Here is a 12,820-nt window from a genome sequence, read left to right as displayed (position 1 = left end):
CAGCCAGCAATGGCTTCCCGGAGAACCCCGATGAACACCCGATCCCAATGCCAGACAGGGCAGGCCGCGCCGCGCCCGCCCGCAATCCTGCACCGCTCGCGCCAGGTCATGGCGCTGCTGCGCGTGCTGGGCTTATGCATCAACAGCGTCGCCTGCGCCCAGTCCGAGGCGCCGCAGGCTGCAGCGCCGGCCGTGCAGGCCGTGACGCCGGAACAGAAGTTTGCCCCCGGATACCTGGAGGCCGTTGCCACCGGCTATGACAATGGGTTGGCCTTGCGCGAGCCGGAAGGCCTCGCGCCGCTGAGGCCGCCGCGCGAGGCGCGCAGCGCGCCGGCGGCAGGCGCCGTGCCGGTTGCGATGCCAGCGGCGGTGCGGCGGCAGCCGGCGCGCTGACCCGGCGGGGCCCATCCGAACAAGACAGCATGGTTGCAGTACCGTCGGCGGGGCATGTGACGTCAATTGCGGAATATTCGTCCTCAATTGCCTACAATTCGTCACACCGGTTAATCCCCCGCCCCATGGACATCGAACTCGCCCGCACCTTCCTGCAAGTCGTCCGCACCGGCAGCCTGCTGGCCGCGGCCGACAAGCTGCATGTCACGCAGACCGCAGTGACCGCGCGCATCAAGAGCCTGGAATCGCAGCTCAACTGCCGCCTGTTCGATCGCAACAAGGCGGGCGCACGGCTGACGCCCGATGGCCAGCGCTTTCTCGGCTACGCCAGCCAGCTGGTGCAGACCTGGGAGGCGGCATGCCGCGAACTGCCGTTGCCGGCCGGGCTGGCCAGCCTGTTTCGTTTCGGCACGGAAATCAGCCTGGGCAATCCGCTGGTGCTGCTGTGGACCACGCGCCTGCGCCAGCTGATGCCGGCGCAGGCGGTGCGGGCGGAAGTGGGGGAAGGGGCGGAACTGCAGCGCAAGCTGCAGTCGGGCACGCTGGACGCGGCGCTGGTCTACCAGCCGGAGTACGCGCCCGGGATGCATGTCGAGGCGCTGATGGAAGAGAAGCTGATCCTGATCCGCTCGACGCAGCGCGATGGCGGCTATGTCTATGTCGACTGGGGGCCGGAATTCCGCCGCCAGCATGACAGCGCGCTGCCGGAGCATGCGCGCGCCTCGCTGTACTTCAACCTGGGGCCGCTGGCGCTGCAGTACATCCTGCAATTCGGCGGCAGCGGCTATTTCCGGACACGTGTGGTGCAGAGCTACCTGGACAGCGGGGTGTTGGCGCGCGTGGAAGGCGCGTCAGAGTTCTCTTATCCGGTATTCCTCGTCTGCGCCAGGACCCCCGCAGGCGCGGCGCACGACGCGGTGCGCATCCTGCGTGACATCGTGCGCGAAGAATCCGACTGGTCACAGCGCTGGGATTTCCCGCAGTAGCGCAAAGCGGTCAGATCCGGACCGGCACCAGTTGGCCCATCGGGCCGGGCACGGCCACCAGGCGCCATTGCCGCACGCGCCGCCCCCGGCGGCCGCGTCCGCCGCCGCGCGGCGGGCGGGGTTCCAGCCCGGCAAAGCGGCCGTGCAGTTGCGCGCGTCCGAACACCGGCTCGGGCACCCGCGTCCCGATTAGCCAGGTGACGGTGCCTCCCAGTGCCACCAGTGCCAGTGCCAGGGCAATCCAGAGGACGGCTTCCATGTTCCCGCTCCATCGAATAGGTATCTGTGATTCCAGTATTGGCGCAAACCGCTACGGCGGGTAAATGAAAGTTATTTCCACTTCATATCAATAAAATTGCATTCAAGCCGGCTTCTCCTTCAAGCCTGCCCGTTCGGCTGCGGTAGGAAAAATCATCTTTTCCGACGAATCTCATAGACGCTGCACGGCAGACACTCAGCCGGTCACTCTCAAAAACACCAGGAGACCCCGCCATGCAACGCCTGATCTTCGAAGCCGAACACGACGCCTTCCGCGAATCCGCCCGCCGCTTCTACCAGCGCGAGGTGGGGCCGCACGGCGAGCGCTGGCGCGAACAGGGCTGCGTGGACCGCGAGGTGTTCCGCAAGGCCGGCGAGCAGGGCTACCTGCTGATGTGGGCCGATGAGAAATACGGCGGCGCCGGCGTGGAGGACTTCCGCTATGAGCAGATCCTGATCGAGGAAAACGCGCGCCACGGCGACTCGGGCTTTTTCGGCACGCTGCACTCGCGGCTGGTGGCGCCGTATATCGGCCGCATCGGCAATGAGGAACAACGCCAGCGCCTGCTGCCGGCGGCCGCGCGCGGCGAGTCGATCTTTGCCATTGCCATGACCGAGCCGCAGGCCGGCTCCGACCTGGCCGGCATGCGCACGCGCGCCGAGGACCATGGCGACCACTGGGTGCTGAACGGCGCCAAGACCTATATCTCGAACGGCCAGCTGGCCGACTACGTGGTGGTGGTCGCGCGCACCGATCCGGAGCGCAGCCACGGCCTTGGCCTCTTTATCGTCGAGCGCGGCATGCCGGGCTTCGAGCGCGGGCGCAAGCTGCGCAAGATGGGCCTGCACTCGCAGGACACCTCCGAACTGTTCTTCGACAACGTCAAGGTGCCCAAGGCCAACGTGCTGGGCGAGCCCGGCCAGGGCTTCCGCTACCTGACGCGCCACCTGGCTGAAGAGCGGCTGATTGGCGCCTGCGGCTACATGGCGTCGGCGCAGGTGGCGTTCGACCTCACGCTGGACTACGTCAAGGAGCGCAAGGCCTTCGGCCGGGCGATCGGCACGTTCCAGAACTCGCGCTTCAGGCTGGCCGAGCTGCGTGCGCAGCTGGACGCGCTGCAGACCTTTGTCGACCAGTGCGTGCTGCAGCACAACGCCGGCACGCTGACCGTGGAGACGGCGGCGTCGGCCAAGCTGCTTACGTCGGAACTGCAGGGGCGCATGGTCGACGAGGGCGTGCAGCTGCACGGCGGCGCCGGCTATATGGAGGAATACCGCATCTGCCGCATGTACACCGACGCGCGCATCTCGCGCATCTACGCCGGCAGCAGCGAGATCATGAAGGAGATCATCGGCCGCAGCCTGGGACTGGATGACCGTGTGAAGGGGTAAGGAGAAATGAGGGCGGACGAAGGGATCAGGTCCGCCGCAATTTCCGACGGCATGGCCGGCAACGGCCCGCAGCGGTGGTGGTTTTTTCCGGTTGGCTAGGGTTTTCGCGTAGTTAAAGGCTTTTGTCAGCCCAATGAAAGCTGTTTGTAATGCGATTCGGTTTGAATGCGTGCGGGAGATCGTGTCCGGGTGGCGTTTGATGCATCAGGACAGCAGGCGAGGGCGCACCAAGACAGCCACGCTTCGCGACCGCACTGGCGGGATCGGGGTCGGATGAATATTTGCCGCCCCGGTGCACCGTTCGGCGGGCACGGTCGTTTACCGCAGACCGTTGTCGAACTGAGCCTGACTGACCGTGCCTTTTGTCTTTTCCCGTATTGCCGTAGGTACCCTGCTGGTACTGGGGGTTCTGGCCCGGCCCGCGGCAATCCTTGCCGCCGAACGCCCCGCCGATCCGCTTCCTTCCGCTGATTCCGCAGATATTGCCGGTCCTTGCGTGCCGCCGCCGGCGGGCGCGGCGTTGACCCTGGCGCAGGTGCGCCTGGACGCACTTCGCTGCAATCGCGACATCATCGCCGCCCGCCGCGGTGTAGAAGCCAGCCAGGCGGACATACAGATCGCTTCGCAGCGGCCCAACCCGGTGCTGAGCCTGGGCGTGACCAACATCAACCCGCATGCCGGCATCGGCTCGGGCAACCTGCGCAGCAAGACCGTGGACTCCACCCTGCGCGTGGACCAGCTGATCGAGACCGCCAACAAGGGCGGCCTGCGCGTGGACGCCGCGCGCAAGGCCAGCGCGGCCGCCGGCGAAGTGGTGCAGGCGGTGGTGGTGCAGCAGACCGCCGGGGCGGAGCAGGCCTTCTATGAGGCGGTGATCAGCCAGGAGCGCGTGGGCGTGCTCAGGGAGATGCTGGGCCTGTACGACCGCACCCGCCAGGCCAGCGAGACCCGCCTCAAGGCCGGCGACGTCTCGCGCGCCGATGTGACCAAGCTGCAGCTCGACGCGCTGCGCGCGCAGAACGACATGCGCCAGGCCATGGCCGACCACAGCCGCGACAAGGCCCAGCTGGCGCAGGCCATGGGCGTGCCCGGCACGCTCGCCGACAACCGGCTGGTGCCGGACTGGCCGCCGCTGGACACCCCCGTGCCGCAGGTCGACCCCGACACGCTGCAGCGCCGCCCCGACGTGACCGCGGCCGAGGCCCGCCTGGCCGCGGCCGCCGCCGCCCGCGACCTGGCGCGCGCCGGCCGCGTGCCTGACGTGACCGTGGGCGCGCAGGCTGAGCACTATCCGGTCTCCGCCACCAATACCAATGGCAGCGGCAACAGCTACGGCATGTTCCTGACGATCCCGCTGTACGTGCGCCACCGCAACGGCGGCGAGGCCCGCCGCGCCGAGGTGGACTACTACGCCGCGCTGGACGAGCGCAACCGCGTGCTGCTTGAAGCCGGCAATGAGATGGAACGGCTGCGCAGCCAGCTCGAAGCCTCGCGCCAGTCACTGCGGCAGATGCGCGACGACGTGCTGCCCGCTGCCGAAAGCGTGGCCGGCAGCGCCGAGTTTGCCTACGGCAAGGGCGCCACCGGCGTGCTCGACCTGCTCGATGCCCGCCGCGCGCTGCGCCAGACCCGGCTCGACGCCGTCAGCGCCCAGGGCGATTACGCCAAGGCCCTGTCGGCCTACCGCGCCGCGCTGCAGACCTCCACGACCGGCACTGCGACGACCACCTCGCGTCCCTGAACCGCAGTTCCAGCGAATCCAATGCACTCTCTCCTGTCACGCATGTCCCGCCGCATGTCTTCCGTCCATTTCCCCGCCGGCCTGCCCGCACGGGTTGCTGCCCTGTCCCTGTGCGCGCTGGCGCTGGCCGCCTGCGGCAAGTCTGAAGCGCCCAAGGCCGATGACGAGCCCAAGGTCAGCGGCAATACCATCCAGTTCCCGGCCAGCGTGAAGACGCTGCCGGGCATCGCCGGCGAAGCCGCCAAGACCGGCGGCGAGCGCATGCTGAGCCTGCCCGGCCGGCTGGTGTGGAACGAGGACAAGACCGTGCGCGTGTCGACGCCGTTTGCCGGCCGCGTCACCGAGATCCTGGTGCAGCCCGGCACCACCGTGAAAGCGGGCCAGCCGCTGGCCAGCCTGACCTCGCCCGATTTCGGCGTGGCCCAGGCCGATGCGCGCAAGGCAGCCGCCGACAGCGCGGTCGCGGCCAAGGCGCTGGCACGGCAGCGCGAGCTGTACGGCGCCGGCATCATCGCGCAGAAGGAACTGGAGCAGGCGCAGGCCGACGCCGCGCGTTCCGCGGCGGACCTGCAGCGCACCCAGGCGGCGCTGGGCCAATACGGCGCGGCCGCAGGCGGCGCGGGCGCCGTCAACCAGCGCTTTCCGCTGCGCAGCCCGATCGACGGCCTGGTGGTCGAGCGCAACATCAACCTCGGCATGGAGCTGCGCCCCGACCAGCCGCCCGCCGCGCCGCTGTTCCTGGTGACCGATCCGACCACGCTGTGGGCGCAGGTCGATGCGGGCGAGGCCGACCTGAGCCTGTTCAAGCCGGGCGTGGACGTGCAGCTGACCACCGCTGCCTGGCCCGGAGAGACCTTCTCCGGCACCGTGATCAAGATCGCCGACTATGTCGATCCCACCGCGCGCAGCATCAAGGTGCGGCTGATGGTGCCCAACCCGGAGCGCCGCCTGAAGGCGGAGATGTTCGTCACCGCGAAGCTGCCGGCCGCATCGTTCAAGGGCATCGCCGTGCCGTCCAAGGCCGTGTTCCTGGCCGAGAACCGCAACTATGTGTTCGTGCGCACCGCCGCCAATACCTTTGAGCGCCGCCTGGTGCGCGTGGGCGTGACGCTGCCCGGCACCACCGAGCTGCTTGAAGGCGTGAAGGACGGCGAGACCGTGATCACCGACGGCAACCTCTACCTGCAGGACATCCTGCGCGATGCCACAGCCGTGAACGCGGCGCGTGCGTCCGAGAAGAAGTGAGGACGGCCGCCACATGATTTCGCGCATCGTCAGCTTTGCCCTGCACCAGAAGCTCTTTGTCTGGCTGGGCCTGCTTATCTTCGTCGGGGGCGGCCTGGCCGCGTTCAAGAACCTGCCGATCGAAGCCTTCCCGGATGTCTCCGACATCCAGGTCAACGTCATCACGCTGTACCCGGGCCGCGCCGCCGAAGAGGTGGAGCGCCAGGTCACCATCCCCATCGAAACCGCGCTGGCCGGCACGCCCAACGCGGTGCGGGTGTTCTCGCATACGCAGTTCGGCCTGTCGTTCATGATGGTGACCTTCAATGACCGCGCCACCGACGTGACCGCGCGCCAGCAGATCCTGGAGCGCCTGCGCAGCGTGGACCTGCCCGACGGCGTGCATCCGGACCTGGCGCCGCTGTCCACCGCGATCGGCGAGATCTACCGCTTCCGCCTGACCGGCAAGGGCTATACCGCGCAAGAGCTGCGCACGCTGCAGGACTGGGTGGTGGAGAAGAACCTGCGCCAGGTGCCGGGCGTGGCCGACCTGGTCACCATCGGCGGCACCATCAAGCAGTATGAGGTCAATCCCAACCTGGCGCGCATGCGCGATGCCAAGATCTCGCTGTCGCAGCTGTTCACCGCGCTGCAGCGTGCCAATGCCAACGCCGGCGGCGGCGCCGTGGCGCACGGCCGGCAGCAGTTCCTGCTGCGCTCGCTGGGCAGCTTCCGCACCTCGGCCGATATCGCCAATGTGGTGGTGGCCGAGAACAACGGCACCCCCATCCTGGTCAAGGACATCGCCGACGTGAGGGTCGGCAGCGCGCCGCCGCAAGGCCTGATGGGCCAGGACAACGAGGACGACATCGTCTCGGGCATCGTGGTGATGCGCAAGGGCGAGAACCCGTCGCTGGTGCTGGAGGCGCTGAAGAAGAGGATCGACCTGCTGGACGACCAGATCCTGCCTAAGGGCGTGAAGATCGTGCCGTACTACGACCGCTCCACGCTGATCGACAAGACCCTGCACACGGTGTTCGGCAACCTGGTGGAAGGCGCGCTGCTGGTGATGGCGGTGCTTTACCTGTTCCTGGCCAACGTGCGCGCCGCGGCAATCGTGGCGCTGATCATCCCGCTGGCGCTGCTGTCGACCTTCATCGGGCTGACGTGGGTGGGTATTCCGGCCAACCTGCTGTCTCTTGGCGCGATGGACTTCGGTATCATCGTCGACGGCGCGGTGATCGTGGTCGAGAACATTTTCAAGCGCCTGGGCGAGCTGAAGGAGCAGCAGATCAAGGACAGCAAGGCGCGCCTGCACGCGATCCTGCAGGCCACCACGGAAGTGGGCCGTCCGACCGTGTTCTCGATGGTCATCATCATTGCGGCGCACATCCCGATCTTCACGCTGCAGCGGCACGAGGGCAAGATCTTCGCGCCGATGGCCTACACGGTGACGGGCGCGCTGATCGGCTCCCTGATCCTCTCGCTGACGCTGGTGCCGCTGCTGTGCCACCTGCTGCTCACCAAGAACATCGCGCACGACGACAACTTCATCGTGCGCCACTGCAAGCGGCTCTATGAGCCGATGCTGGCCTGGGCGCTGGACCACAAGAAACTGGTGGTGGGCTCGGCCCTGGGCCTGCTGGTGGTGACCGTGGGCGTGGGCAAGTTCCTCGGCAGCGAGTTCCTGCCCGAACTGGACGAAGGCTCGATGTGGGTCAGCTTCGACCTGCCCGCATCGGTCTCGGTCGATGAAGCGCGCGACCAGGCGCGGCTGCTGCGCAGCGTGATCCGCAAGACCCCGGAGGTCAACACCACCATCTCCAAGGTGGGCCGCCCCGACGACGGCACCGATCCCAAGCTGATCAACACCGTCGAGATCCTGGTCGACCTCAAGCCCGAGAAGCAGTGGCGCGACGGCTTCAACAAGCGCGGCATCATCGGCGAGATCGACAAGAACCTGCGCCAGCTCCCCGGCATCGAGCCCAATTTCTCGCAGCCGGTGCGCGACAACATCCTGGAGAGCATCTCGCAGATCAAGGGCCAGATCGTGATCAAGGTGCAGAGCGACAGCCTGGAGCAGAACAAGAAGGTGGCCGACCAGATCCTGGCCAACGTGCAGACAGTCAAGGGCGTGATGCGCGCCTTTATCGACCGCGACGGCGAGCTGCCGCAGTACGTGCTGGAATTTGACCGCGCCCAGGCCGCGCGCTACGGCATCAACGTGGCCGACGTGCAGGACCTGATGGAAACCGCGCTGGCCGGCAAGGCCGCGACCGAGCTGTGGGAGGGCGAGAAGCACTTCAGCGTGGCCGTGCGCCTGAAGCCGTCGGAGCGCGCGCTGCCGAACCTGCCCAATATCTTCATGCAGACCGCGGACGGCGCGCAGGTGCCGCTGTCGCAGCTGGTGACCTTCCGCGCCGCCTCCGGTGCGATGAACATCAGCCGCGAGAACGGCCAGCGCACCACCTCGATCGGCATCTTTATCCGCGACCGCGACATGGGCAGCGTGGTCAAGGACATGCAGAAACTGGTGGCGAAGAACGTCAAGGCCGACGACGTCAAGATCAGCTGGTCGGGCGAGTTCGAGAACCAGGAGCGCGCCATGGCGCGGCTATCGATCGTGGTGCCGCTGTCGGTGCTGGTGATCTTCCTGCTGCTGTTCAATGCGTTCAAGTCGTTCAAGAGCGCCACGCTGATCATCTCGAACATCCCGTTCGCGCTGATCGGCGGCGTGTTCGCGCTGTTCCTGACCGGCATTCCGCTGTCGGTGTCGGCGGCGATCGGCTTTATCGCGCTGTTCGGCCAGGCGGTGCTCAACGGCGTGGTGATGGTGACCTACTTCAACCAGCTGCGTGATGAAGGCATGCCGGTGCGCCAGGCCGTGCTGACCGGCTCGATGGACCGGCTGCGCACGGTGCTGATGACCGCGCTGCTGGCCATGCTGGGTTTGTTCCCGATGGCAATCTCGCGCGCTATCGGCTCGGAGACGCAGCGCCCGCTGGCCATCGTCATCATCGGCGGGCTGATTACCGCCACCATGCTGACGCTGATCGTGCTGCCCACCCTGTATGAATGGATGGTGGGCCGCAACTGGCCGGACGAGGAGGGCGACAAGCCCGACGAGAGCCGGCTGACGCCGTCGATTGCGGGCTGATGACAGGGCCGCGGGGGCATGTCCCTCGCGGCCTGTGTGGCATTGCAGACAGGCCCCAGGCATGACGCCGCCCCCACTCCGGGCGGCGTTTTTTTCATTTAAGGCGCATTCCACAAGTCCCTGCGCAATCCGGTGCATGCCCCGCCGTGTGCCTCGCCCGAATCGCAATGTCGGAATAGTCTGACGCTCCTTTCGGAGCCGGACGCCTGCTTCCCATATTTCCCCGAGCCTACTCTGTACTTACGGCATGGCCAGCAGCATAGCCGCCGGCCTCTCATGCGTACCCTGACGCATCCACCCGGAAAGGAGATCGACATGTTGAAGAAATGGCTGACCGCAGCAGTGTGTTCGATGATGGTTGCCGCACCGGCGGGATTTGCTCTGGCCCAGATGACCGCGCCAGCAACCACGGCCGGAACGGCTGCAACCGGGACAAAGGCGGACTATGACGCCGCGGTGAAGCAGGCTGATGCGGACTACAAGGCTGCCTCCGCCAAGTGCGATGGCATGAAGGCCAACGCCAAGGACGTTTGCAAGGCCGAGGCCAAGCGCGACCGCGATGTGGCCAAGGCCCAGGCCGAAGCCCGCCGCGACGGCACGCAGAAGTCGATGGCCAAGGCCGAGAAGGTCAAGGCCGACCGCGACTATGACGTCGCTAAGGAAATGTGCGACGACAAGAAGGGCAATGACAAGGACGTTTGCAAGAAGGACGCCAAGGCCGCCCATGAAAAGGCACTGATGGCTGCCAAGGTCGACAAGGCCGCGGCCACGGGTTCGCGTGCCGACGTGGCGGAAGCCCGCGCCGACGCGAAGAAGGACGCCACCGACGCCGCCTACAAGGCCGACAAGGAACGCTGCGACGCAATGTCGGGCGAGTCCAAGGACAAGTGCCAGGCCGATGTGAAGGCCAAGTACAGCAAGTAAGCCTTCGCGTTGTCCCGCCAGCAATGGCGGGACACGCACCGCACCACACGCAAGGGGACGCCTCCGATGGCGCCCCCTTGCCACCGGATGAAGGAGCACGACATGAACTGGGACCAGATCGAAGGCAAGTGGGAACAAGCGAAGGGCAAGATCAAGGAGAAGTGGGGCAAGCTGACCGACGACGACATCACGCAGATCAACGGCAAGCGTGACCAGCTTGCCGGCCGCATCCAGGAGCGCTATGGCTACACCAAGGAGCGCGCCGAGGAAGAAATGAAGGCGTGGGAACGGGACACGCGCTGGTAAGCAGGGCGTGGCAGCGCGGCAAGGCGGGGCGCCAGCGGGCGCCCCGCCTTGTTTCTTGTGTGGCGCGTACTCGATTCCCCTCAGGCACCCCCGGAACGAGGGGTGTTTTGGCCTAAATCGCACAGCATTAAGCGCGGATTAGCTCTGAATGCAACCGAATGATGCACGCGCCACCCGCGCAGGGCATACCATGTCGCGTCGCCGACCCCGCCATCCATCCGGCCTGCCTTCGCGCTCCGCATGTACGCAGCCTTGCCCGCCTTCGTCTCGTCGATCTTCCTCGGTTACGGCCTCTATGTGCTGGTGACCAAGGGGGTGACGCGCGTCTCCACTTCGTTCTTCCTGCTGTGCGTGACCACCTTCGCCTGGCAGGGCACGTGGGTGTTCCTGTTCCAGTCCTCGCATCCCGATGTGGCGCTGGCGCTGGCCCGGCTCGGCTACCTCTTCATCCTGTTCCTGCCGACCACGTTCTACCACTTCATTGCCGAAGTCACCGAGTGCCGCCGCGAAGGGCCGTTGCTGCTGGTCTCCTACGGCCTGAGCCTGGCGCTGACCGTGCTGCTGCTGACCACCGACCAGGTGGTCTCCGGCTACTACAGCTATTTCTTCGGCGACTATCCCAAGGCCGGCCCGCTGCATCCGCTGCACCTGGTGCAGACGGTGCTGGTGGCGCTGCGCAGCGCCTGGCTGCTGGTGGCGGCGCGGCACAATGCAACGGCTGAACGCCGCAAGCGCTACAAGCTGTGCCTGGTGGCGGTGGCGCTCTATTCGCTGGCGGCGGTGGACTATGCCGTCAACTACGGCGCGGCCTTCTATCCTCCGGGCGTGGTGTTCGTGGCGGCAAGCCTGGGCATCCTGGCGGTCAGCGTGGTGCGCTACGACCTGATGCATCCGTATTCGCTGGCCGCCACCGTGGCGCACGAGGTGCGCACGCCGCTGGCGACCATCCGCATGCAGGCGCAGGAGCTGGCGCGCACCTGGCCGCAGGTGCTGCACGGCTACCAGCTGGCGGTCCAGCAGGGGCTGTGCGAGGACCGCATGCGGCCCGGGCAGCTTGAGCGCGTGTCGAGCCTGGTCGGCGCCATCACGCGGGAAGTCGATGGCACCAGCACCGTGATCGACATGGCGCTGGCCTCGGTCACGCTGGAGCGGCTGGACCGCAGCAGCTTTGCCCCGCACGGCATTGCCGACTGCGTGCATGCGGCGCTGGAGCGCTACCCGTTCCAGGGCGAAGAGCGCGGCTGCGTGCAGGTGCGCGGCATCGACCAGGGCTGGCGCTTTGTCGGCTCCGACACGCTGCTGGTCTATGTGCTGTTCAATCTGCTGAAGAACGCGCTGCATGCGATCCGGGCGGCCGGCGGCGGCCACATCGACATTAGCGGCGCGACCGAGGGCCAGTACCACGTGATCCGCTTTCGCGACACCGGCCCGGGCATTCCGGCCGACGTCATGCCGCGCATCTTCGATCCGTTCTTCTCCACCAAGGCGCATGGCACCGGTGCCGGCCTGGGCCTGGCCTTCTGCCGGCGCGTGATCGAGACCTTCGGCGGGCGCATTGAGTGCGAGTCGGTGCCGGCCGTGCATACCACCTTCACGCTCAGGCTGCCGCGTTTCACCGCCATGGCCGACAGCCGGCTGCGCACCAGCACCGCCGGCTGACCCACGGCCGGCGGTGCCGGATTCAGACCCGCACGGGGTCACCCGCGCCTGGCTCAGCTGGCCAGTGCCGGCAGCGCCAGTTCATATTCCCTGACCCGCTCGATGATGCCCGCCGGAAAGCGCGTGATGCGCTTTTGCCGGTCGGCGAAGACGATCTGCTGGTAGCCCAGCGACACCGGCTTGCCCCCCACGCAGAAACGGAACAGCAGGTAGGCCGAGCACTGCCGGACCTGGAAGGTGTTCAGGTAGCAATCCACGCGCTGGAACGGGAACGTCTCCTCGACATACTCCTGGTGCGCGCGCTTGGTCACGAAGACGCCGCCCGCGGCCAGCAGGTTGTCGTGGATGCATTCATGGAACCACCGCTCCCGGCAAATGCCCTGCCACTCGAAGTAGCGGGCGAAGTAGGTATTCATGAAGGCATTGGAATCCTTGAGATAAATGTCGATCGCATGGTGGAAGGTCTTGTGCGAAGCCGTCTCGAACGCGTCGGGTGCCAGTTGGGCCGTGCCGCGGTTCAGGATTTGGGGGATCACGTCTCGCATCAACATAAATTGACTCCTTGAGATAGCCGCAAGCGGCAGCCACGCCTGCCCCCGGGAAGGTTGGGGCATGGTGGCATTCTGTCCGCTTGGACAGTGGCAAGGTGGGCGCTGAAGTGGGGGTTCCTGCACGTTTCGGCGCGTGACCCCCGGGCGACAAACGCCCGGAATGCGTGCCCGGGCCTGGCAAAACCGGAGAGGCATGGATCGGCGTTAACCCGAGTAGTCTAGGTTTATA

General features: G+C 66.7%; 11 protein-coding genes. 9 read left to right on the top strand and 2 right to left on the bottom strand.

Annotated features, from left to right (window positions below; all coding sequences use genetic code 11):
• The first annotated feature begins 30 nt into the window (after positions 1–30).
• A complete protein-coding gene (locus AC07UK_RS10700; RefSeq protein WP_436224035.1) occupies positions 31–393 on the top strand; it encodes a hypothetical protein in 363 nt (120 codons plus the stop codon).
• Positions 394–518: 125 nt separating this feature from the next.
• On the top strand, positions 519–1,379 hold the full coding sequence (locus AC07UK_RS10695) for a LysR family transcriptional regulator (protein WP_494685668.1): 861 nt from the start codon (positions 519–521) through the stop codon (positions 1,377–1,379).
• Between the two features lie 10 nt (positions 1,380–1,389).
• Here the strand turns inward: AC07UK_RS10695 and AC07UK_RS10690 are convergent, their stop codons facing one another.
• Positions 1,390–1,638, bottom strand: a complete 249-nt coding sequence (locus AC07UK_RS10690) for a hypothetical protein (protein ID WP_114133892.1) — start codon at positions 1,636–1,638, stop codon at positions 1,390–1,392.
• 233 nt (positions 1,639–1,871) lie between these two features.
• Between AC07UK_RS10690 and AC07UK_RS10685 the strand changes: the two genes are divergently transcribed.
• The 7 genes from AC07UK_RS10685 (at position 1,872) to AC07UK_RS10655 (ending at position 12,040) form a co-directional block, all read left to right on the top strand.
• Positions 1,872–3,029: an acyl-CoA dehydrogenase family protein gene (locus AC07UK_RS10685; protein ID WP_436224033.1), complete on the top strand. Its 1,158-nt coding sequence runs from the start codon at positions 1,872–1,874 to the stop codon at positions 3,027–3,029.
• Positions 3,030–3,384: 355 nt separating this feature from the next.
• The gene (locus AC07UK_RS10680) at positions 3,385–4,770 is read left to right on the top strand and encodes a TolC family protein (RefSeq protein ID WP_494685667.1); all 1,386 of its coding nucleotides are present in this window, start codon (positions 3,385–3,387) and stop codon (positions 4,768–4,770) included.
• Between the two features lie 54 nt (positions 4,771–4,824).
• Positions 4,825–6,015: an efflux RND transporter periplasmic adaptor subunit gene (locus AC07UK_RS10675; protein ID WP_494685666.1), complete on the top strand. Its 1,191-nt coding sequence runs from the start codon at positions 4,825–4,827 to the stop codon at positions 6,013–6,015.
• Positions 6,016–6,028: 13 nt separating this feature from the next.
• A complete protein-coding gene (locus AC07UK_RS10670; RefSeq protein WP_436224030.1) occupies positions 6,029–9,151 on the top strand; it encodes an efflux RND transporter permease subunit in 3,123 nt (1,040 codons plus the stop codon).
• 315 nt (positions 9,152–9,466) lie between these two features.
• Positions 9,467–10,075, top strand: a complete 609-nt coding sequence (locus AC07UK_RS10665) for a hypothetical protein (protein ID WP_436224029.1) — start codon at positions 9,467–9,469, stop codon at positions 10,073–10,075.
• A gap of 102 nt (positions 10,076–10,177) precedes the next feature.
• Complete coding sequence (locus tag AC07UK_RS10660; protein WP_436224028.1) at positions 10,178–10,381, top strand: CsbD family protein; 204 nt, start codon at positions 10,178–10,180, stop codon at positions 10,379–10,381.
• Between the two features lie 240 nt (positions 10,382–10,621).
• A complete protein-coding gene (locus AC07UK_RS10655) occupies positions 10,622–12,040 on the top strand; it encodes a sensor histidine kinase (RefSeq protein ID WP_494685665.1) in 1,419 nt (472 codons plus the stop codon).
• A gap of 53 nt (positions 12,041–12,093) precedes the next feature.
• On the opposite strand, the gene AC07UK_RS10650 is transcribed toward AC07UK_RS10655, so the two are convergent.
• Positions 12,094–12,591, bottom strand: a complete 498-nt coding sequence (locus AC07UK_RS10650) for an acyl-CoA thioesterase (RefSeq protein ID WP_436224026.1) — start codon at positions 12,589–12,591, stop codon at positions 12,094–12,096.
• Positions 12,592–12,820: the final 229 nt, after the last annotated feature.

The sequence above is a fragment of the Cupriavidus sp. GW821-FHT07C08 genome (assembly GCF_059419025.1).
Note: the sequence above shows the minus strand (reverse complement) of the source record. Positions and strands in the feature narration are given on the sequence as shown.